The organism is Nitrosomonas sp. GH22, assembly GCF_009833115.1.
In the GTDB taxonomy this organism is placed as follows: Bacteria; Pseudomonadota; Gammaproteobacteria; order Burkholderiales; family Nitrosomonadaceae; genus Nitrosomonas; species Nitrosomonas eutropha.
Genome location: NZ_QRCA01000026.1, coordinates 40,943 through 60,129, shown reverse-complemented (window position 1 = coordinate 60,129; position 19,187 = coordinate 40,943). Strand labels below are relative to the sequence as shown.

The 19,187-nt window shown below is 50.0% G+C and carries 21 protein-coding genes and 1 pseudogene; 8 read left to right on the top strand and 14 right to left on the bottom strand.

What is annotated here, in order from left to right:
- The first annotated feature begins 18 nt into the window (after positions 1–18).
- Complete coding sequence (gene nadC / locus ABF86_RS08700; protein WP_074684862.1) at positions 19–915, top strand: carboxylating nicotinate-nucleotide diphosphorylase; 897 nt, start codon at positions 19–21, stop codon at positions 913–915.
- On the opposite strand, the gene ABF86_RS08695 is transcribed toward nadC, so the two are convergent.
- From ABF86_RS08695 to fliF, 7 genes are all read right to left on the bottom strand, one after another.
- On the bottom strand, positions 855–1,481 hold the full coding sequence (locus ABF86_RS08695; protein WP_074684861.1) for a phosphoribosyltransferase family protein: 627 nt from the start codon (positions 1,479–1,481) through the stop codon (positions 855–857). The genes nadC and ABF86_RS08695 overlap by 61 nt on opposite strands.
- 136 nt (positions 1,482–1,617) lie before the next feature.
- Positions 1,618–2,892 (bottom strand): flagellar hook-length control protein FliK, encoded by a 1,275-nt coding sequence (locus ABF86_RS08690; protein WP_011633835.1) that lies wholly within the window; start codon positions 2,890–2,892, stop codon positions 1,618–1,620.
- A gap of 57 nt (positions 2,893–2,949) precedes the next feature.
- A complete protein-coding gene (fliJ, locus tag ABF86_RS08685) occupies positions 2,950–3,402 on the bottom strand; it encodes a flagellar export protein FliJ (RefSeq protein ID WP_074684860.1) in 453 nt (150 codons plus the stop codon).
- A gap of 16 nt (positions 3,403–3,418) precedes the next feature.
- Complete coding sequence (gene fliI, locus ABF86_RS08680; protein ID WP_011633837.1) at positions 3,419–4,825, bottom strand: flagellar protein export ATPase FliI; 1,407 nt, start codon at positions 4,823–4,825, stop codon at positions 3,419–3,421.
- 21 nt (positions 4,826–4,846) lie between these two features.
- Positions 4,847–5,566 carry a flagellar assembly protein FliH gene (locus tag ABF86_RS08675; protein WP_074684859.1) on the bottom strand — a complete coding sequence of 240 codons (720 nt, stop codon included), beginning with the start codon at positions 5,564–5,566 and terminating at the stop codon, positions 4,847–4,849.
- A 191-nt stretch (positions 5,567–5,757) separates the two neighbouring features.
- Complete coding sequence (gene fliG / locus ABF86_RS08670; protein WP_011633839.1) at positions 5,758–6,753, bottom strand: flagellar motor switch protein FliG; 996 nt, start codon at positions 6,751–6,753, stop codon at positions 5,758–5,760.
- The gene (gene fliF, locus ABF86_RS08665) at positions 6,743–8,386 is read right to left on the bottom strand and encodes a flagellar basal-body MS-ring/collar protein FliF (protein ID WP_074684858.1); all 1,644 of its coding nucleotides are present in this window, start codon (positions 8,384–8,386) and stop codon (positions 6,743–6,745) included. Before fliF ends, fliG begins: the two co-directional genes overlap by 11 nt.
- A gap of 230 nt (positions 8,387–8,616) precedes the next feature.
- Here fliF and ABF86_RS08660 point away from each other — a divergent pair, with 230 nt between their 5' ends.
- From ABF86_RS08660 to ABF86_RS08645, 4 genes are read left to right on the top strand one after another with little or no spacing between them, the layout of a single operon-like run.
- Positions 8,617–9,861 carry an ATP-binding protein gene (locus tag ABF86_RS08660; protein WP_074684857.1) on the top strand — a complete coding sequence of 415 codons (1,245 nt, stop codon included), beginning with the start codon at positions 8,617–8,619 and terminating at the stop codon, positions 9,859–9,861.
- A 3-nt stretch (positions 9,862–9,864) separates the two neighbouring features.
- Positions 9,865–11,178 carry a sigma-54 dependent transcriptional regulator gene (locus tag ABF86_RS08655; RefSeq protein ID WP_074456231.1) on the top strand — a complete coding sequence of 438 codons (1,314 nt, stop codon included), beginning with the start codon at positions 9,865–9,867 and terminating at the stop codon, positions 11,176–11,178.
- A 27-nt stretch (positions 11,179–11,205) separates the two neighbouring features.
- The gene (gene fliE, locus ABF86_RS08650) at positions 11,206–11,535 is read left to right on the top strand and encodes a flagellar hook-basal body complex protein FliE (RefSeq protein ID WP_074684856.1); all 330 of its coding nucleotides are present in this window, start codon (positions 11,206–11,208) and stop codon (positions 11,533–11,535) included.
- Between the two features lie 34 nt (positions 11,536–11,569).
- Positions 11,570–12,379: a flagellar brake protein gene (locus ABF86_RS08645; protein ID WP_074456229.1), complete on the top strand. Its 810-nt coding sequence runs from the start codon at positions 11,570–11,572 to the stop codon at positions 12,377–12,379.
- Between the two features lie 20 nt (positions 12,380–12,399).
- Here ABF86_RS08645 and ABF86_RS08640 read toward each other — a convergent pair whose 3' ends face one another.
- Both ABF86_RS08640 and ABF86_RS08635 read right to left on the bottom strand, forming a co-directional pair.
- Positions 12,400–12,741 carry an EscU/YscU/HrcU family type III secretion system export apparatus switch protein gene (locus tag ABF86_RS08640; protein WP_074456228.1) on the bottom strand — a complete coding sequence of 114 codons (342 nt, stop codon included), beginning with the start codon at positions 12,739–12,741 and terminating at the stop codon, positions 12,400–12,402.
- Positions 12,728–13,753: a flagellar hook-length control protein FliK gene (locus ABF86_RS08635; RefSeq protein ID WP_074456227.1), complete on the bottom strand. Its 1,026-nt coding sequence runs from the start codon at positions 13,751–13,753 to the stop codon at positions 12,728–12,730. The genes ABF86_RS08640 and ABF86_RS08635 overlap by 14 nt, the downstream gene beginning before the upstream one ends.
- Before the next feature lie 315 nt (positions 13,754–14,068).
- Here ABF86_RS08635 and ABF86_RS08630 point away from each other — a divergent pair, with 315 nt between their 5' ends.
- Together ABF86_RS08630 and ABF86_RS08625 are read left to right on the top strand one after the other, a co-directional pair.
- Entirely contained in the window at positions 14,069–14,506 is a 438-nt protein-coding gene (locus tag ABF86_RS08630) for a helix-turn-helix domain-containing protein (RefSeq protein WP_011634797.1), read from the top strand.
- Positions 14,507–14,524: 18 nt separating this feature from the next.
- Positions 14,525–14,797 (top strand): annotated as a pseudogene (locus tag ABF86_RS08625) (transposase); the annotation flags it as partial.
- 47 nt (positions 14,798–14,844) lie between these two features.
- Here the strand turns inward: ABF86_RS08625 and ABF86_RS08620 are convergent.
- On the bottom strand, positions 14,845–15,303 hold the full coding sequence (locus ABF86_RS08620) for a cytochrome c (RefSeq protein WP_011633849.1): 459 nt from the start codon (positions 15,301–15,303) through the stop codon (positions 14,845–14,847).
- A gap of 28 nt (positions 15,304–15,331) precedes the next feature.
- Positions 15,332–15,856: a DUF411 domain-containing protein gene (locus ABF86_RS08615; RefSeq protein WP_074455571.1), complete on the bottom strand. Its 525-nt coding sequence runs from the start codon at positions 15,854–15,856 to the stop codon at positions 15,332–15,334.
- 397 nt (positions 15,857–16,253) lie between these two features.
- Between ABF86_RS08615 and ttcA the strand changes: the two genes are divergently transcribed.
- Positions 16,254–17,195: a tRNA 2-thiocytidine(32) synthetase TtcA gene (gene ttcA / locus ABF86_RS08610; protein WP_011633851.1), complete on the top strand. Its 942-nt coding sequence runs from the start codon at positions 16,254–16,256 to the stop codon at positions 17,193–17,195.
- Between the two features lie 26 nt (positions 17,196–17,221).
- Here the strand turns inward: ttcA and lipA are convergent, their stop codons facing one another.
- The 3 genes from lipA to ABF86_RS08595 form a co-directional block, all read right to left on the bottom strand.
- A complete protein-coding gene (gene lipA, locus ABF86_RS08605; RefSeq protein ID WP_011633852.1) occupies positions 17,222–18,166 on the bottom strand; it encodes a lipoyl synthase in 945 nt (314 codons plus the stop codon).
- Positions 18,156–18,833 carry a lipoyl(octanoyl) transferase LipB gene (gene lipB, locus ABF86_RS08600; RefSeq protein WP_011633853.1) on the bottom strand — a complete coding sequence of 226 codons (678 nt, stop codon included), beginning with the start codon at positions 18,831–18,833 and terminating at the stop codon, positions 18,156–18,158. The genes lipA and lipB overlap by 11 nt, the downstream gene beginning before the upstream one ends.
- Positions 18,834–18,920: 87 nt before the next feature.
- Positions 18,921–19,184 (bottom strand): DUF493 domain-containing protein, encoded by a 264-nt coding sequence (locus ABF86_RS08595; protein ID WP_011633854.1) that lies wholly within the window; start codon positions 19,182–19,184, stop codon positions 18,921–18,923.
- Positions 19,185–19,187: the final 3 nt, after the last annotated feature.

Sequence of the window (19,187 nt, the reverse complement as noted above, 5' to 3'; positions counted from 1 at the left end):
AATAGATGAGTGTGAAGCATGTTGCAAAGTGAAGCAATCAGCAAGCAGGTTCGACAAGCGCTGGATGAAGATATTGGCAGTGGTGATCTGACAGCTACTCTGATCCAATCTGATCGATGTCTGCGTGCACAGGTGATCGCCCGGGAAGCCATTATCATTTGTGGCATTCCGTGGTTTGATGAAAGTTTCCATCAACTATCTCCGGCTGCCAGGATTGACTGGCGTGTCAGCGAAGGGCAGCAGGTTGGCAGTGATCAAGTGTTGTGCGTACTCAATGGCAATGCGCGGGCTTTGTTGACAGCAGAGCGCACTGCCTTGAATTTTTTGCAGATGCTCTCTGCGGTGGCGACGCGTACTCGGCAGTTTGTCGATGCAACTGAAGGTACGGGTGTACAGATTGTCGATACTCGTAAAACCTTGCCAGGATTACGCTTGGCGCAGAAATATGCCGTGCGCTGCGGAGGAGGAGTCAATCATCGTGCCGGGTTGTATGACGGGATTCTGATCAAGGAAAATCACATTATTGCGGCCGGCAGTATTGAAGCTGCTTTGCGCAGAGCTGCTGAAATTGCGCCTCCAGGAGTATTCATCCAGATTGAAGTGGAAACACGGAATGAATTCATACAAGCCCTGTCTGCCGGAGCACGCATGGTTCTGCTGGATAACTTTGATCTGCCTGATCTGCGGGATGCTGTTACCTATAATCGACAATTCCTGGGCAAGCCTGCTGTACTTGAAGCCTCCGGCAACGTTACGCTTGATACTGTACGAGCGATTGCTGAAACGGGTGTGGACCGGATCTCAATCGGTAGCTTGACCAAGGATATACAGGCGGCAGATTTGTCGATGCGTTTTTACGATGAAGCTTCCAGTGCAGCGATGACTTCATCGTCATCGATCTGCGGAAACAAGTGATAAAACTGGCCGACTGAATAAAATATTGCAGGTGTTTCCAGGCAGATAACCTCATCTACGAACGGAGTAATATCAGCCAGTGTTTTGGCTGGCGCGACCGGCACAGCGCAGATCAGTTTACGCGGTTGCTGGAGGCGGACAGCGTGCAATGCTGCAATCATGGTGGATCCGGTCGCCAAGCCATCATCCACTACAATTACGATTCGGTCATGCGGATCAATTGCCGGACGAACAGGCGTATAACGCATCCGCCGTTCATGTAACAATTCGAGCTGAGTAGCTTTTTCGGTTGCAATGTATTCGCGAGTGGCGCCACTCCGGGCGGCATGGTCAGCCAGATAAACTTGTCCATTTTCATCGATAGCGCCAATTGCAAACTCTGGATTTCCTGGTGCGCGCAGCTTGCGGACCAGCACAACATCCAGTTCACCTTCCAGTTTATTGGCAATGATGCGGGACATAGGCACCGCACCCCGTGGAATTGCCAGTATCAGCGGATTTTGTCCCTGATAAGCCTTGAGCTGCTCTGCCAACCGGATGGCGGCTGCTGTACGATCCTCAAACATTTTTTGCACCCCCACAGTACACTGGTTTTGTATCCTACATCGACAGATGTTGATTGGCGATAGTTGCTGTGCTATGTGAGTGCTGCCAGCCTGTTTTTAATGCAGCGAGACAACATAGGTGGCTTTCAGTGCTCTGCTAAGCGAACGTGTCAATGATTCCTGAGTGCCTGGTGATCAATGAAACCGGTGTATGTGTTCCGATGGAGTTGTTCGGGAAGCGGTTATTCCCGGAGGAACGAGAGGAGTTGTCCCGTTCACTTTCTGCCTGTTGCTGCGGGGTATCCGCGCTAACTGAGGTATCTGCCAGCGTAATACCGTTTTCTGCCATGATTTCGCGCAATCTGGGTAAATTGGCTTCGATGGCTTCACGTACGGCAGTATGATGCGAAACAAATTGTGCCGTAAGCTGGTGATCGTCGGATAATTGCAGTGAGATTTCTATCGGACCGAGGTGCGCCGGGTGTAATTTCAATTCTGCTGCCTGCATTCGCTGCGTTGCCAGCCAGGTGATTTTCCGGCCGAATTCTTCAGGCCAATCCGGATGTCCAAATTCTGCGGCGATAGCCGGGGCATTATTCATGGCATCAGCAGTAGCAGTATCAGTGATGCTGGTATGCATTGCTACAGGCATCATTGAAGTTGACAAGGCTTTACTACTGTCGACGAAGTTTGCCGCATCAATTGCCTGATCAAAATTAGGGGTGGAAATAGGAGCCGTATTGCTGATGCTCCTGTTTCCGTCCGACAGTTCGATGGAAGGGGTTGTGGTATTAACCTGGTTGATCGTCTGTAGCGAGCTGGCTAGGTGCTGACCATTGGAAATCCTGTTTTCTGGTTCGGCGGATGACGGATTGCCTCTCGTCAATATATCAGGCTCACTTGTAACCAGTTGCCCAGTATTTGAAATCATATACGTCATTGAGGCCGGCTGGATTCTGTCACTATCGGCAAAATCTGCCGCATCAATTACTTGATTAAAGCCATTTGTAGAAGTAGATGCCAGATTGCTGATGCCCTTGGTTACATCTGTCAGCTCAATAGGGTCAGTTGTCAATAGTAAGCTGGCTGAGTACTGCCCGGCATTCGAGGCTGTGCTTGTCGGTGGCCTAGATAATAGTTCTGCCGTTTGAATATCCGGTGTGGGCTGAGGTAGATTGATCCATTGGCTAACCGGGATAGACATCATGCCTGGCATAAGTGCATCAGTCGGTAATGCAAGCTCCAGATTTTCAGTATCGTCTTCTTCAGCGGTCGGCTTATTCTCCATCACGCTGGTCAGGATGTTGCCAAATGCCTGTTCAACCGGTTGACCGGGAGCAGAAGGGATGGAAGCACCCGGCAAAATGGTCGTCATGAGATCACTTGTTGTGACGCGCAGACCCATGTCAGGAATGGCGGGTAAATTCGGCATAGCTATCCTCGGAGAAATTTGTGCTTGTATAACAAATATCAAGCAATTTTGATGCCACTATTCCACGTTCTTTGGCCGTTTGCTGAGTGTGTGTGAAGTGTGTTCATCCAGCTGATGTTGCTCCTGCTTTTGCAGGCGCAGTTGATAATGAAGCTCGGCACGTTGCGATAAGGTGTCATATGATTTCAGTTTTTTTCGCTGATGGTGGTATTGCATGCTGCCTGCTTCCGTATGCTGTTGTGTCACCGCAACAAGGTTTTGCTGTGCCTGAATGGCGGTATCAAGCTTGCAGATAAATGCCTTGAAATTACGCCACTCGGTGGGTGTCACGCCATTACCGGCAGATTCCGTGAATTGCACCTGGTAGTTTTCCCGGTATTCGATCAGCAGCCGCAGGGTTTTTTCAGCCTCCTGTTGCTTGAAATTTAACTTTCCCAGATTAATGGCGGCATCATCCGTCTGCTTACGGGCATGTTCCAGTAACAGTTTGAGTGAATGAGAAGTGGCCATGATTCATCTTATCCGGTTACAGATTCAGGGTAGTTAGTTTGTCCATGCTTTTGGCATAGTTTTCCTGCTCGAACATGCCTTGCTGCAGGAAAGATTCGAGTGCCGGATAAAGCGCGATAGCCTGATCCAGTTGAGGATCAGTGCCACTGATATATGCGCCAACGCTGATCAGATCATGGCTGCGCTGGTAGCGAGAGTACAGCGCCTTGAAACGCTGCGCCTGACCAAGCTGCTCGCGTGTTACCAAGCTGGCCATCACCCGGCTGATCGAGGACTCTATATCTATCGCCGGGTAATGACCGGCGTCGGCCAAGTGTCGTGAAAGAACAATGTGACCATCGAGAATGGCGCGTGCATTATCAGCGATGGGATCGTTTGGATCATCATTTTCGGCCAGCACGGTATAAAAGGCAGTAATTGATCCACTGCCCCGTCGGCCATTGCCAGCGCGTTCTACCAGTTGGGGCAAGCGAGCAAATACCGAGGGAGGATAACCCTTAGTGGCAGGCGGTTCGCCAATGGCAAGTGAAATCTCGCGTTGTGCCATGGCAAAGCGGGTGAGTGAATCCATGATCAGCAGCACATGCTTGCCTTCATCGCGGAAATATTCAGCTATCGCTGTCGCGTAGGCAGCGCCATGCAACCGCATTAGTGGTGAGGTATCAGCCGGGGCAGCCACGACCACTGAGCGTGCCAGGCCTTCCTCTCCCAGAATGGTTTCGATGAATTCCTGCACTTCCCGGCCCCGTTCCCCGATCAGTGCTACCACGATAACATCCGCGCTGGTATAACGCGCCATCATGCCGAGCAAGACACTTTTACCCACACCACTACCGGCAAACAATCCCATGCGCTGGCCACGACCCACGCTCAACAGGGTGTTAATCGCACGCACGCCAACATCCAGTATTTTTTCGATGGGTGCCCGTTCCAGTGGATTGAATGGACGGCCATAAAGTGGAACGTTGTGCCCGCACTGGAGCGGACCGAGCCGATCAAGTGGTTCACCGACTCCGTTCAGGACACGCCCCAGCAGTTCCGGGCCGACACTGATGTGCTTTGCCCGGTCAGCTGCACGTCGTCGCGGATGCTGTATCGCCCCGATGCGGGGAGGTGTACCGGTATATTCAACGGGAACTACTTTTGCGCCGGGAGTCAGTCCGTAGATATCGCCGGATGGCATCAGGAAAAGCCGTTCTCCGGAAAAGCCGACTACCTCCGCTGTAACACTGGTGCCATTTGGCAGAAAAACAATACAACTGGTCCCCACTGCCAGTTTGAGGCCGACTGCCTCCATCACCAATCCGGCTACACGGGTCAGTGTACCGCTGATGAGCAGAGGGTTGACAGGCTCAATCAGTTGTTGGCAATTCTGAATGAAGCCGCGCCAGAGCGAGGTATGTGTTGGCCCGATGGTGTCCATGATGGTGCCCGCCAGATAGTGTTATGTCAGCCAGTCTGGATCCTGGCTGAGAGCGGCCAGGGTGCGTTGCCAGCGAGTAGACAGTGTGGCGTCCACTTCACAACCACCTGATTCAACCCGGCAACCACCAGGTTCAATTTGTGCATCTTCCTGGATATGCCATTTGGGGTGTGCCGGATGATCTTCCAGATGCGTGCGGATGCGGGCAGCATCATCAGGATGCAAGGTTAGCTGGATTGGCTGTGAAACAGAAGTTAGCTGACGAATTGCATCTTCAACAATCGGAAGGATCAGTTCCGGTTTGATCTGCAAAGCCTGGCCGGTGATTTTTCTGGCCAGATCAACGGCTAATGCCAGCAAATCCTGCGCCATGGCCTGGTCAATGTCTTTCACCTCCCGTGCAAACGTATTTATCAGTGCTTGAAAGCGTTGTGCTTCCGCTGCGGCTGTTTGCTTTGCTTGTTTCATGCCTTCCTGATAACCCGCTGTTTTTCCTTCCTCATGAGCTTGCTGATAAATCTGTTCGATCTGCTCGGCAGTTGGTAAAACAATAGTGTCCTGTCCGGTTACTTCCTGATCAGATATCATCTGCTTTTCAGGTTGGTTAACTGGTTTTGTGGCCTGAGGTATTTTTTGTGAAAATTCCGTTTTCTGTCTGGATTTAAGTGGGTCAAGCGAACCGAATTCCCACTTTTGCCAGGAGGAAAGATCTTTCTTGGGGATGACGTAGGCTGCTTCCATATCTTTGCATTTCCTTTTTCATATATGCGGTATCTGAAAAATCTGCTGCTTACCCTGTGTGGCTAGATAGATAGCAGCGCCTTTTAGTCGTGATGCCAGATGATTTCAGCCTTTTCAAGGCTTGACAGGATAAAAGGGAGAGGATTCGTAACGACGCACAATTTTCTGTTATTCACAATAAATACAGGCATCTAAAGGAAACCATCTTCTCCTCTTCCACCCAGCGCGACACGACCATCATCGGCAAGCTGGCGTAAAATCTTGAGAATTTTCTTCTGTTCAGCTTCCACTTCGGAGACACGAACCGGCCCTTTACTTTCAAGGTCTTCACGCAGCACTTCAGCGGCACGTTGCGACATGTTCCTGAAAATCTTGCTGCGCAGTTCCTCTTTTGCGCCTTTGAGTGCCGTGATGAGCGAATCCGACTGAATTTCCCGCAGCAGCAGCTGTATACCCTGGTCGTCAACCTTTAACAGATCATCGAAGACAAACATCTCATCCATGATGCGTTGCGCGATTTCTTCGTCATACTGGGTGAAATTTTCAATAACACTGTTTTCCAGGGCAGTGGGCATAAAGTTCAGGATCTCTGCCGTGGTACGGACACCGCCCATACGCGGCTTTTTGATGCTATCAGTCCCTGACAGCAGTTTACTTAGCACGCCATTTAATTCACGCAATGCAATCGGCTGCACACTGTCTAGCGTGGCAATGCGCAGCAGGACATCGTTACGCAGCCGTTCGGCAAACTGTGCGAGAATTGTGCTGGATTGATCGCGCTCCAGGTGGACTAGAATCGTGGCGATAATTTGTGGATGTTCATTCTTGATCAGCTCTGCAGCGGCAATAGCATCCATCCACTTCAGACTTTCTATGCCGCTGGTGTCATCTCCCTGGTTGATACGATCCAGCAGATTGGCTGCTTTCTCCTCCCCCAGAGCCCTGATCAGCACGTTACGCAGATAGTCGAGTCCGTCCTGTCCCAGCGAGGTTCTGTCATCAGCTTGCTGGCAGAACTCTTCCAGTACCAGTTCTATTTTTTCCCGCTTGATGTCGTTGAGAGCGGCCATGGCCTCACTCAGTTTCTGTACTTCCTTGGGGCCAAGATAGCGAAAAACCCGGGAAGCTTCTTCTTCTCCCAGCGACATCAACAGGATTGCACTTTTTAATATTCCTTCATCGTTCATTGCCGGATACCCATCCCTTGACGACGTTGGCCACAATGGCCGGTTCATTGGCAGCCAGTAATCTGGCCTTTTCCAGATTTTGTTCCAGAGTCATTACCTTGATCGTATTGATCGCAGCTTCATCCTGTTCTGAATCCTTGGCAGTTAATGCCGGAACAGGAGCAGGCGGTGGAGGAGGCAACAGATTTTTCAGAAATGGCCGGAAGATTTTTTGCAGGAAGAACAGCACAATGGCGGCAATTAGCAACTGTTTGCCAATATCTTTGGCGAGCAGAACAGTATCCGGATCTTTCCAGAGCGGCAGTTCTTCCAGAATTTCCTCTTTCAACCTGAATTGACTGTTGGTGACGGTCAATGTGTCGCCGCGAGCCTCGCTGAAACCGATGGCCTGCTTGACCAACGCCGTAATCTTTTCAATTTCTTCGCCAGAAAGCGGTTCGTTGATCGGGTTGCCTTCTTCATTCATCCTTGTGCGGTAATTGACTACCACGGCTGCTGAAAGTCGGTTGATCTGCCCGGTTGACTGGCGGATATGTGAAATGGTTTTATCCACTTCGTAGTTAGTGGTGGATTCCTTCCGGGTATCGGTAGGCGTTGTCTGAGCAGTTTCCTCCTGACCTTCTTTGGTTTCTACCGGTGCCTGGGCCGGGGCAGGAGGGCGATTTGACAGCGCACCAGGCACGCCGCCATCGGGTTGTGAAATAGAAACCGATTCGGATTTCTGCTGGCTACGAACGGCTGCAGATTCTTCTGGGTTGTTGTTGGGTCGGTAAGTTTCTTCGGAACGCTCAATGCGGGAAAAATCGATATCCGCAGTCACCTGTGCATGTACATTATCCTGGCCGGTGACAGGCGTCAGAATAGCTTCAATGCGTCGGACGAAATTCTGTTCCATATCCTGTACATATTTAAGCTGGCCGGGGTCAAGCCCGGTTTCCATCTGATTTTCTTTCTGGCCGCTTAACAAATTGCCCTGCTGATCAACAACTGTGACATTTTTGACCGTCAGATCGGGAATGCTGCTGGAAACCAGATGGACGATGGCACTGACCTGTTCGGGGCTCAGCATGCGTCCATGGTGCAGGTTCAGCAGTACAGAAACACTTGGTTGTTGGCGTTCCCGGGTAAACACGCTTGGCCTGGCAATGGCCAGGTGCACCCGTGCTCCCTGCACGGCTGACAAGGACTGGATCGAGCGGGCTAGCTCGCCTTCCAGTGCGCGCTGGTAATTGACTTGTTCCAGAAACTGACTGGAGCCAAATTTCTGGTTTTCCAATATCTCGAAACCAGATAGATTGCCCTTGGGTAATCCCTGTCCTGCCAGATGCAGACGGACTTCATGCACCTGATTGACCGGAACCAGAATCGAGCCACCACTCTCGCTGAATTGGTATGGAACGTTCATCTTTTGCAGGGCATCGATGATTGCACCGCCTTCCTGTTCCGATAAGTTTGCATAAAGCACGCGGTAATCCGGTGTCTGACTCCACAGCCATGTTCCTGCGAATAGTGCGATCACGGCAGCTGCTGCCACCATCAATCCCAGCTTCTTTTGGGCCGGCAGTTGTTTGATTTTATCCAGCTGACTAAATGCCTTTTTCTCTCTCTGGATTTCTTCTTGAATAGTTGCCATGAAATCACCTCCTGCCCGGTTGATCGGGATTGACACAGCTTAACGAATATTTGAGCTGATTCTGGTTTGGCATATGAATATCGAACGTGGTTAAACGAATACCGGAATTATCAGGATATTCACCAAGCCTGAATTCCGGAACAGAGAACATTTGTTTGTGCTATTCCAACCGTAATCCGGGTAGGGGGTGGTGCTAAGCTGAGCAACGTCGAAATTGGGTTTGTTTTTCCATGAAAACAGAAGTTACTGCTACATCACTAGCCAACCATGAACAGCTCAGGCAGGCGTTTACTGTATTCAGCCAGGCCTCCAGCCAGCTTTCCGGAATCTATCGCGAATTACAGCAGCAGGTTTCCCGGTTGACTGAAGAGCTGGCGCTGGCCAATGGAGAATTGCAACGTGAGCTGGTTGCCAAGGAAGCACTTTCGCAACAGCTGGGTCAGTTGTTGACAGCACTGCCTGGTGGTGTTGTTGTGCTGGATCATCAGGACCGTATCAGCCGGGTAAATCCGGCGGCGATTCGTTTTCTGGGAGAACCATTACTGGGGATAACGTGGCAGCGGATCGAGCAGGAACGTCTGCAGCCAACTGGTCTGGCCGGGGAATGGTTGGCAGTAAAAACTGCTACTGCCGCACCTGATTTATGCAGGATCTTTATCGAAAACAGCCTCTCGGAAACCACCAGAGAAAGTATTTTGCTGCTGCATGACATCACAGAAGCCCATGCGCTACGCGAACAAAATCGCCGTAACCAGCGGCTGGCAGCAATGGGCGAGGTGGCTGCCGGCCTGGCGCATCAGTTGCGCACACCTTTATCAACCGCATTGCTATATGCCGGACACTTGAGCGCTGAAACACTTGATGCTCAGGAACGAAGCAGCTTTGCCGCTAAAACGATAGAGCGGCTCCATCATCTTGAGCATCTGATCCGTAACATGCTCCAGTTTGTAAAAGGAGAGTCTGTGCCTGCGGGGAAAGTGAAATTATCTGTGCTGTTACGTAAATTACAGCAGGTGATGGTACCTCAGATGCAGCAACGTCAGCTTCGCTTCGTGGTGGAGGATAACAGCATGGGGTCCAGCCTGAATGTGAATCGGGATGCGCTGAGTAATGCCGTAATGAATCTGCTTGATAACGCCGTGCAGATTGCGCCTGCGGGCAGCCTGATCACGCTGGTTTGTGAAACAACAATGAATGAAGCGAGGCTGATCATCAGTGACGAAGGCCCGGGAATTGATCCGGTGTTACACGAACGGGTGTTTGAGCCGTTTTTTACTACCCGGACAGAAGGAACCGGCCTGGGGTTGGCTATCGTGCATAACCTGATTCAGTCGATGCAGGGTGAAATCCGGATTGATTCAACGCCTGGTATTGGAACCCAGTTTACGATCTGCCTACCAAGAGCGGCAAAGGCACGAGCCAATAAATTTGTCCCGGCAGGTGAAATGGCAACAACTAAAAATGAGGACAGATAAAAGATGCAAAATTTGCCTGTACTGATTGTAGAAGATGATCCGGATTTGCTGGAAGCGTTGTGTGCAACCCTCAAATTGAAGGGTTACGCCAGTCTTGCCGCCAGCGGAGGTGAGCGGGCTCTTGATCTGTTACGCAGCCATCCAGTAGGGTTGGTTATCAGTGATGTACAAATGCGTCCGATGGATGGCCATACGCTGTTGCAGAATATCAGGCGAAGTCATCCGTGGATTCCGGTTGTGCTGATGACCGCTCATGGTGAGGTAGACAAGGCCGTAGCTGCAATGCGTGCTGGAGCGAGGGATTATCTGCCTAAGCCGTTTGATCCGCACAACTTGTTGGCGTATGTCGAACGTTACTTGCTGACGATCAGCAATGAGGATGAACCGGAAGTTGTGGCGGAAGATCCCCGTACCTTGACATTGTTGTCATTGGCAAAGAAAGTAGCTGCGACTGATGCGACCGTAATGCTGATGGGGGAAAGTGGCAGTGGCAAGGAGGTGTTGGCCCGGTTTGTGCATCGTCATTCGTCGCGTGTATCTCAACCTTTTGTCGCAATCAATTGTGCTGCCATTCCCGAAAATCTGCTGGAAGCAACCCTGTTCGGTTATGAAAAAGGAGCGTTTACTGGTGCATTTCAGGGGCAGGCAGGAAAGTTTGAGCAGGCCAATGGTGGCACTTTGCTGCTGGATGAAATTTCGGAAATGCCACTTAGCCTTCAGGTAAAACTATTGCGTGTATTGCAAGAGCGTGAAGTGGAGCGGGTGGGCAGCAATAAAGCTGTCAAGCTCGATATTCGTCTGATTGCCACTTCCAACCGGGATATGCAGGCGTATGTGCGGGCAAGCCAATTTCGTGAGGATTTGTACTACCGGCTGAATGTTTTTCCACTAGAGATTCCTCCGTTGCGTGAACGCGTGCAGGATATTGTGCCATTGGCGCAGTATATTCTGGATAAATCCACCCAACCTGGCTGTACGTTGACAAAATCAGCCATGCTGTCTCTGGAACGGTACACCTGGCCGGGAAATGTTCGTGAGCTGGAGAATGTGATGCAACGTGCCATGATTCTAGCGACAGGGCCAATTGAGCCTGCGCATCTGAACTTACCGGAGTCGCCGATGAACAAGTCTTCCCAGGAGAATGTGCAAGGAGTAGCTGAATCCTCTCTGTGTGACATCAAATCACTTGAGCGAGATCATATTCTGCAAACACTGGCGGCTGTGAACGGTTCACGCAAACTGGCTGTACAAAAACTCGGTATTTCCGAGCGGACATTGCGTTACAAGCTGCAGCAATACCGGCTTGCCGAATGCTGATCAATTTTACAAAAGCGGAGAACAAATATGAATATTGCATCAGGGATGGATCAGATGCTGGCGCAGCTCAAGGCAACCTCGGATCTGGCAGCGGGCGGCAATAAGCCCGCCGCGGTCGCGCCTGCAGCTTCCCAGGCGGATTTTGGCCAATTACTTAAGTCTGCGGTTGATCAGGTTAATACAGTGCAGCAGACTGCCAATCAACTCAGTCAGGAATTTGTGCGCGGCAATCAGGATGTCGAGCTGCACGATGTCATGATTTCCCTGCAGAAAGCCAATGTTTCCTTTCAATCCATGATTCAGGTACGCAACCGGCTGGTAACGGCTTATCAGGAAATAATGAATATGCAAGTGTAAGATCCTGGGCTGATAAAGAACAAAGGGACAGATTATGGCCATACTCCAAACATTTTCCGAGCAGGCGATCTCGCCAGCAAGAGCAAGCGATATAAAAGAGCCAGATTACAGCGTGAATTCCCGGCCGGAAATATGTTTTTTTCTGAATGGGATCATGGAGGAAAAATCTCTGATTTCACTGTACCTTGCGCGGGACAGTCACTCCGCTATTCTCTCATCCATTCTGGCGATTGATCCGCAGCAGAAGCTGTTGATAATGGATTACGGTATTAATGAAACACTCAATCAGATAGCGCTCAAAAGGGGATATCTGCGGTGTATTACCAGCCATAACCAGATCCGGATCGAATTTGATTGCGATAATCTGCAACGTGTCCAGTTTGAAGGTCGTCATGCATTCAGTGCTGATATTCCGGAATCACTGAAACGTTTGCAGCGGCGCAATTTTTACCGGGTCACTACGCCCATCACCAATCCTGCAGTTTGTACTATTCCTTTATTGCGGGCAGCAGACGAAGCGCCAGTTGTCTACAGCCTGCTGGATATCAGCTGTGGTGGCATGGCGTTGATAGATCAGCCAGATACCGATACGCTTCTGAAAGCTGGCGCAACGCTTGAACACTGCCGGATTGATTTACCAGGAGACGGTAACTTGTTCAGTTCAATTGAAGCCTCCATCCAGATCGCGTACGTCGGTACGGTTATTCTGAATAACGGAAATACTTGCCCGCGCATTGGTTGTGAATTTATCAATCTACCCGAGAAATCAAGGCTATTGATACAGCGTTACATTACAAAACTGGAGCAGCAGGCAAGAAAACTTGAAACTGAATCCGGTATTTGAAACCAGTGCCGCCGGTGTCATCAGGCGGGTGTTGTCACCATGCCGTTTTCCAGCCGATAGAGCCATGCCAGAAGCTCGGCTATGGCTACGTATAACTCCGGGGGGATGTGTTCGTCCAGGTCAACCTGCATCAGCAATGCTACCAGTTCTGCCGATTCATGCACGTATACTCCGGCTTCCTGCGCTCGGCGGATAATTTCCTCTGCAATTAGTCCTTGTCCCTTGGCAACTACCTGGGGGGCTGTCATGCCACTGTGGTAAGTGAGTGCTACCGCTCCGGGGGTGATCGCCCGTCCCGCTGTGGTGAGTGAGTCGATCGGCTCGCTTTGATTTTCTTGCTGATTCAATTCAGGATTCTTCATGCCGCTGGATCTCCATTGCGCGAATTGTTAGCCCGGTTACTTGCATGGCGTTGGCCAGTGCCATCTGTTCTTTTTTGAGTTGCTGCGTAATATTGTCGGAATCAGCATCTAGCCGGATGCGCATGCCTTGTGGATCAATCATAAGCGTGGCGGTAATTTTTCCCAGATTCGGTAAGTGCAAGTGGATACGAGTCTGCCAACGGCCGGATTTCCCGGTTATTTCGCCGTCAGCCTGCTCTTTTTCCTGATGATTACCGGGGTACTCGGTGATGTCCCATTCCATGGCCTGCCCCGGCCAGACTTCTCCTCGCCATTGGATGGTTCCAGTTTCCAGCGTGTGCAACTGTTGCTGCACCAGTGAAGCTGCCTCTGGCGTAACCAGCGCTGTTGACGTTGAAGCGGTGGCTATTGTGGGGCCAAGCAATTTTCCTTGTGGTTCCTGCTGAAGTTGCTGCAATGATCGCTTGCCATTTAGCCATCTAGCTAAATGTGCTTCATAAAATAATCCACTGATTGCCAGTGCCTGCTGCAATTGGCCTGGCAGTTGTGCTTTATCTGCGCTGATAACGGGGGGAGTCGGTAGTAGAGGAGCGGGGTTGCCTGCTGCTTTAGAGGTAGGCAGGCTGGGTTGACTCAGCAACTGTGCGATGAGTTTTCCGGCCGGGCTAAGCGTTGCCGGGTTACTGTTACTACCTGCTGGTGTATCAGTGTGTAACAGAAATTTTAAGCGTGGAGATTGCTCGATCAGTGTCAGTTCCAGAAGATCTCCGGTATCGACTGCAGCGGGCATACGCATTTGTAGCCATCTGCCCGCAACATTGACCATGGAATGACCATTTGCCAGCCGTTCCCCCATTTGCGCCATATACTTCTGACCCAGCGTAAAGGCTGGCGTATCGGATTGCGTTGCATCCGGCACCGGATTAACGGCACTAATCGGCCGGATCTGTGAAACCGTATCGGTAGGTGTGGCAGAAAGAATAACAGCAGGATTGACCGGGTGAGAAATCATAATGCTGCTCCGTCGTGACTGGTTTTTAAATCGGATTCAAAGAGTTCGTGCTCCAATCATATCCTGTCAGAGCAAAAAATTGCTCAACTGGTTATTGGCACTGCCGGTGGCCATGAAGATTATTATCACTTTGCGGGCTGCTTTTATTTTCACCTGCCGCATTTTTGCGAATGGTACACTTTAACCGCGAGTGCAGCGTGGCGGGTAAGGCAACGCATGGCTGACGGAACAAGGTGCTCTGCAAAAAAATTACTGAATACGGCCAATGCTCGCGCAGATGTGAGGCATTGGCTAGAGCATTTTTGATTTAAATATATGCATGTAATAGACTATTCTCTATCACAACTGATGGGGAAGGTTATGCATGCCTATTCACAAGATCTTCGAGATCGCATTCTGGGTGCGTTGGATCGTGGCGAAGGTCCAACGGCAATTGCCCGGCGCTTTGAGGTGAGTCGCATGTGGGTGTATCAGGTACGCAAGCGATGGAAAGAAGAAGGCCAGCGCCATAGCTTGCCGATGGGAGGTTATCGGCGATCCCGCATTGCGCACAAGGAAGCGCAGATTCGGCAATGGATAGAAGCCACGCCGGATCTAACGCTTGTCGAGCTTAGTGAACGTTTGGCTGCGGAAGGCATTCAGATCAAGGTGCCGGCGCTATGGCATCAACTGAACAAATGGGGGTTGAGTTTTAAAAAAAACCCTGCACGCCAGCGAGCAATCGCGCACAGACGTACGTCAGGCACGAACTGAGTGGGCCCGCGAGCAGCAATTGTGGTGGCCGACAACCTGTCTTGTCACAAGATTTAAGGCGTTCGCGCAGCCATTGAAGCGGCAGGTGCCACGCTGCTCTACTTACCGCCGTATTCATCACCTGATCTGAATCCAATCGAGAAAATGTTCTCCAAACTCAAAGCCCTATTATGCAAAGCCGCCAAACGAACCATGGATGCCTTATGGGCGCAGATCGGCAAAGTGTTGGATCTGTTCACTCCCGAGGAGTGTGCCAACTACTTCGCTTCATGTGGATATGTAAATAAGTAAACTAAAAATGCTCTAGGGTATGAAATAGCTGAGCAGTATTACGTCTACTATTTTGGCCTGTTCTCGATTCTGGTGTACCAGCCCTGATAGACTTCATCCGGCCACAGGGATTTTATCCAGATCAGGATGTCATCAATTTCCTGATCTGTAAGGATCCCTTCCCAACCAGGCATACGACCTTCTCCCGGAGGGCCGCCGTTTAGTATAAAGCGTTTCAGTTCTTCGGTGGAATGGTGCCAGGCGTGTGCAGTGCCATTCAGTGGTGGTGGTGGGTATCTGCCATTTTCCAGTGGTTTGCGCCAATCCGGAGTGCCTTCCGCATTCTGACCGTGACACACCGCACAGTTTTTCTGGAAAAGTGTTTGGCCATGCGCAACTTGATCGGGGTCAAAATCGCGTGTGATCTGTTCCGGAGATATATCCCTGCCCAAAATACGATCTAAGGCGCTGCCTGCCGAGCGAGTGTCAGTTTGCTCTGAGCAGGCAGCAATAAGTAACAATGACATGAGCGCTACGGCTCTTGCAGGTATCACGTTATTTAAGTCTTAGAATTGATTTGGTTGTACTATTTTCAGGTATTTTATCTGTCTGTGATTTGCCCGGACCATATCGGTTGTAGATTTCTGCTGCGCTGCGTTTGTCTCCAGGTTTTCTGATTAGCAGCACGTTATAGGCATCAACACGTCCGGTTTCCATACCCGGGGAGCCATGTGGCATTCCGGGGGCTGACAGGCCGACTGCTCTCGGGCGTTCTTTCAGTAATTGTTTGATGTCATCAACCGGAACATGCCCTTCTATGGCATAGCCATTAACCAGGGCGGTATGACACGACCCCAGTTCGGTGGAGATGCCAGCTTCTGCTCTGGCATTATCGTTACCGACATCATGGATGTTAACGGTGAATCCGTTGTCGCGCATGATATCCACCCATTTGGTACAACAGCCACAAGTTGGGCTTTTATACACTTCCATGGTTGCAGCCACTGCCGTGCTGGCAACGCCTGATAGTGCGATGGTTAGCAGGGAACGGGTAAAGAATTTATTGAGTTGTTTTTTCATGTGCTCTCCGATATGGTTTTGCCTTGTATTCGCTTGAATTGGTTGGGACTGAACAATTAATGATAAGCGCGTATCCTGGGCATTTAGAAAAATGGAATTGTTTCTTGCGCGGTTGGACATTGATAGCGTGTATAACGTTCTCCCTGATCCCTGGCTGGCAGTCGTTACATTGTTATAATTTTTTGCTTGAGTGGTATTGTTATTCAACAAATATGAAACCTTGAAGATATAACTATAACCGACTTTCTCATATATCCGTGATAGACAGCAGAAACAACTAATTATTGTATTGTTCAAGTGTTAATTTATACAAATGTTCTTTCCTTAACTTTGTGTGAAATAGTTACCTGGCTGATTTTTTTGATAGCTTTCTTATTTTATTTTTCTATAAATTCATATGATTACGGATACATTTTCCAGAAAATCCGAATACAGCACTAATAAGTTGCGTAAAAGACTGAGGCGGCTTGTTGGCACGGCTATTGCCGATTTTAATATGATTGAGAGCGGTGACCGGATTATGGTGTGTTTGTCCGGTGGAAAGGATAGCTATGCGCTGCTGGATATTTTGCGCAATTTGCAAGCACATGCGCCACTGGATTTCGAACTGATTGCAGTTAATCTGGACCAGAAGCAGCCGGGTTTTCCTGAGCATGTATTGCCTGGTTATTTGTCAGAAATAAATATGCCCTTTCGTATTGTTGAACAGGATACCTATAGTGTTGTAAAACGAGTGATTCCTGAGGGGAAAACGACCTGTAGCCTGTGTTCCCGTTTGCGTAGAGGAGTGCTTTACCGGGTGGCAACCGAGCTGGGGGCAACCAAGATTGCCCTGGGACACCATCGCGACGATATTCTGGAGACTTTTTTCCTGAATATGTTTTATGGGGGCAAACTGAAAGCAATGCCTCCCAAACTGGTAAGTGATGACGGGTGTCATGTGGTAATTCGACCGCTGGCATATTGCAAGGAAAAAGATCTGGCTGCTTATGCCCAGCTTGTCCAGTTTCCTATTATTCCTTGCAATTTATGTGGTTCGCAGCCGAACCTGCAGCGGCAGGTAATTAAGGAAATGATGCAGCAATGGAACAAGAAATACCCCGGTCGGCTTGAAACGATGTTTACAGCTTTACAAAATATTCAGCTTTCACACTTGGCGGATACCAGTCGCTATGATTTTGTCGGAATCAAACCACATGGTATTGCGACGGAAGAAGGGGACAAGGCATTTGATGAGGAGTTACTTCCTGACAGCCCGGTTGGTATGAATCATGATGATGCCGCATCCGAGCTGGATGAAGCATGCAGTACCGAGGCTGTCCAGGGTGGCACTATATAGCATGTCTTCTTCAGTATATCTCTGCTTTATTCAATCCCGGCTTCGTGCGCTTGTTGATCAGCATGATAGCTGGAGCGTACCATTGGACCGCAAGCAGCGTGGCTGAATCCAAGATTGGTGGCAATGCGTTCGAAGGTTTTAAAATCTTCGGGTGAAACATAGCGCATGACCGGGTGGTGACCAATGCTGGGTTGTAAATATTGGCCAATGGTTAGCATATTAACTTGATGTGCGCGTAAATCCTGCATAACCCCGATAATTTCTTCATCGGTTTCCCCCAGCCCCAGCATCAGACCGGATTTGGTCGGAATATGAGGGGAAGCTGCTTTAAAATCCTTGAGCAATTGCAATGAATGTACGTAGTCTGCGCCCGGCCGGCACTGCTTATATAAGCGCGGCACAGTTTCCAGGTTATGGTTCATCACATCAGGTGGACAGGCAGATAGTTTCTCCAGTGCGATTTCCAGTCGGCCACGAAAATCCGGGACCAGGATTTCAATCCGTGTTTGTGGAGATTGAGCGCGAATTGCGCGGATGCAATCTGCAAAGTGTTGTGCCCCTCCGTCTCTAAGATCATCGCGATCCACGCTTGTGATGACAACATAATTGAGTTTCAGCACTGCGATAGATTTGGCCAGATGCATAGGTTCATCCGGATCGGGGGCATGGGGCCGCCCATGCGCTACATCACAGAACGGGCAACGCCTGGTGCATAAGTCACCGAGTATCATGAAGGTTGCCGTACCGCGCCCGAAACATTCCCCAATATTCGGGCAGGAGGCTTCCTCGCAGACGGTATGTAATTTATTCTCGCGCAGCAGGCGTTTTACTTCCTGGTATCTCTGACTGTTAGGCGAACGCACGCGAATCCAGGAGGGTTTGCGCAATAGCTGGCCGGATTGTTCTAGATCAATTTTAATTGGGTTGCGTGCCGTTTTGGCGGTGCCTCTTTGGTGGGTATCAGCGACCATGGGGGGTGATTATCCTATGGGTTAGTTGAGCAATAAAATTCTGTGCCAGTTTGCCAGCAAGTACTTCTTTGTTATCCGATATGCCGAGCTCTTTTGCCTGTGTGACACGCAAGCCGGGATAACCGCAAGGATTGATTGCAACAAAGGGAGCAAGATCCATGTCTGCATTAAAGGCGATACCGTGGTAGCACGCGCCGCGTCTTATTTTCAGTCCCAACGAGGCAATTTTGGCGCCGTTGACATACACTCCGGGCGCATCTTGGCTGCCGTTTGCAACGATATCGTATTCATCCATCAAGTTTATCACGGCCCCTTCCATTTTTCTGACCAGTTGTCTGATACCAAGCTGCCAGCGATGTAAGTCCAGCAATAGATACATGATTATTTGCCCGGGGCCGTGATAGGTTATTTGCCCCCCTCGGTCGGTTTTGATGACGGGGATGTTGCTAGGAAAAAGCAGGTGCTCAGGTTTCCCGGCAATTCCCTGAGTGTAAACTGGAGGGTGTTCCAATAGCCAGATCTCATCAGGAGTTTCACGAGTACGCTGCTGCGTAAAATCTTTCATGGCCTGCCAGGCTGTGAGGTATTCCGTAATCCCCATGTTTTTTACTGTAACGGTAAACATATAGCCTGTTTTTGGAGCGTGATTCAGTTTTTTAGTTTGCATGCCCGTTGTTCAGGGTGGGACATGTGTTTTTCTACAGAATGGGCTTATTACTCGTGGTGAGTATGATGATATCGAACACTGATCAGCCTACAGAAGCATCGTTACCATTGGGTGGTTATGCAGTGTCTGATAGAGAGAATCCAGCTGTGTGCGCGAAGTTGCGCGGATTGTGCAGGTAAGGCTCAGGTAAGTTCCGCATTTACTGGTACGAACTTCGAGAGTTGTATCGTCAAAGTCAGGAGCATGTGTTTTGACAATGGCCAGCATGGATTGAGTGAATCCCTGCTGTGCCTTCCCCATAATTTTTATTGGGAAATCACAAGGATATTCAATAAGCGATTCTTCTGTCATGAG

Coding starts and splice junctions, on each gene's coding strand:
- nadC (WP_074684862.1), top strand. CDS start 19: ATGTTGCAAAGTGAAGCAATCAGCAAGCAGGTTCGACAAGCGCTGGAT.
- ABF86_RS08695 (WP_074684861.1), bottom strand. CDS start 1,481: ATGTTTGAGGATCGTACAGCAGCCGCCATCCGGTTGGCAGAGCAGCTC.
- ABF86_RS08690 (WP_011633835.1), bottom strand. CDS start 2,892: ATGCCGAATTTACCCGCCATTCCTGACATGGGTCTGCGCGTCACAACA.
- fliJ (WP_074684860.1), bottom strand. CDS start 3,402: ATGGCCACTTCTCATTCACTCAAACTGTTACTGGAACATGCCCGTAAG.
- fliI (WP_011633837.1), bottom strand. CDS start 4,825: ATGGACACCATCGGGCCAACACATACCTCGCTCTGGCGCGGCTTCATT.
- ABF86_RS08675 (WP_074684859.1), bottom strand. CDS start 5,566: ATGGAAGCAGCCTACGTCATCCCCAAGAAAGATCTTTCCTCCTGGCAA.
- fliG (WP_011633839.1), bottom strand. CDS start 6,753: ATGAACGATGAAGGAATATTAAAAAGTGCAATCCTGTTGATGTCGCTG.
- fliF (WP_074684858.1), bottom strand. CDS start 8,386: ATGGCAACTATTCAAGAAGAAATCCAGAGAGAGAAAAAGGCATTTAGT.
- ABF86_RS08660 (WP_074684857.1), top strand. CDS start 8,617: ATGAAAACAGAAGTTACTGCTACATCACTAGCCAACCATGAACAGCTC.
- ABF86_RS08655 (WP_074456231.1), top strand. CDS start 9,865: ATGCAAAATTTGCCTGTACTGATTGTAGAAGATGATCCGGATTTGCTG.
- fliE (WP_074684856.1), top strand. CDS start 11,206: ATGAATATTGCATCAGGGATGGATCAGATGCTGGCGCAGCTCAAGGCA.
- ABF86_RS08645 (WP_074456229.1), top strand. CDS start 11,570: ATGGCCATACTCCAAACATTTTCCGAGCAGGCGATCTCGCCAGCAAGA.
- ABF86_RS08640 (WP_074456228.1), bottom strand. CDS start 12,741: ATGAAGAATCCTGAATTGAATCAGCAAGAAAATCAAAGCGAGCCGATC.
- ABF86_RS08635 (WP_074456227.1), bottom strand. CDS start 13,753: ATGATTTCTCACCCGGTCAATCCTGCTGTTATTCTTTCTGCCACACCT.
- ABF86_RS08630 (WP_011634797.1), top strand. CDS start 14,069: ATGCATGTAATAGACTATTCTCTATCACAACTGATGGGGAAGGTTATG.
- ABF86_RS08620 (WP_011633849.1), bottom strand. CDS start 15,303: ATGTCATTGTTACTTATTGCTGCCTGCTCAGAGCAAACTGACACTCGC.
- ABF86_RS08615 (WP_074455571.1), bottom strand. CDS start 15,856: ATGAAAAAACAACTCAATAAATTCTTTACCCGTTCCCTGCTAACCATC.
- ttcA (WP_011633851.1), top strand. CDS start 16,254: ATGATTACGGATACATTTTCCAGAAAATCCGAATACAGCACTAATAAG.
- lipA (WP_011633852.1), bottom strand. CDS start 18,166: ATGGTCGCTGATACCCACCAAAGAGGCACCGCCAAAACGGCACGCAAC.
- lipB (WP_011633853.1), bottom strand. CDS start 18,833: ATGCAAACTAAAAAACTGAATCACGCTCCAAAAACAGGCTATATGTTT.
- ABF86_RS08595 (WP_011633854.1), bottom strand. CDS start 19,184: ATGACAGAAGAATCGCTTATTGAATATCCTTGTGATTTCCCAATAAAA.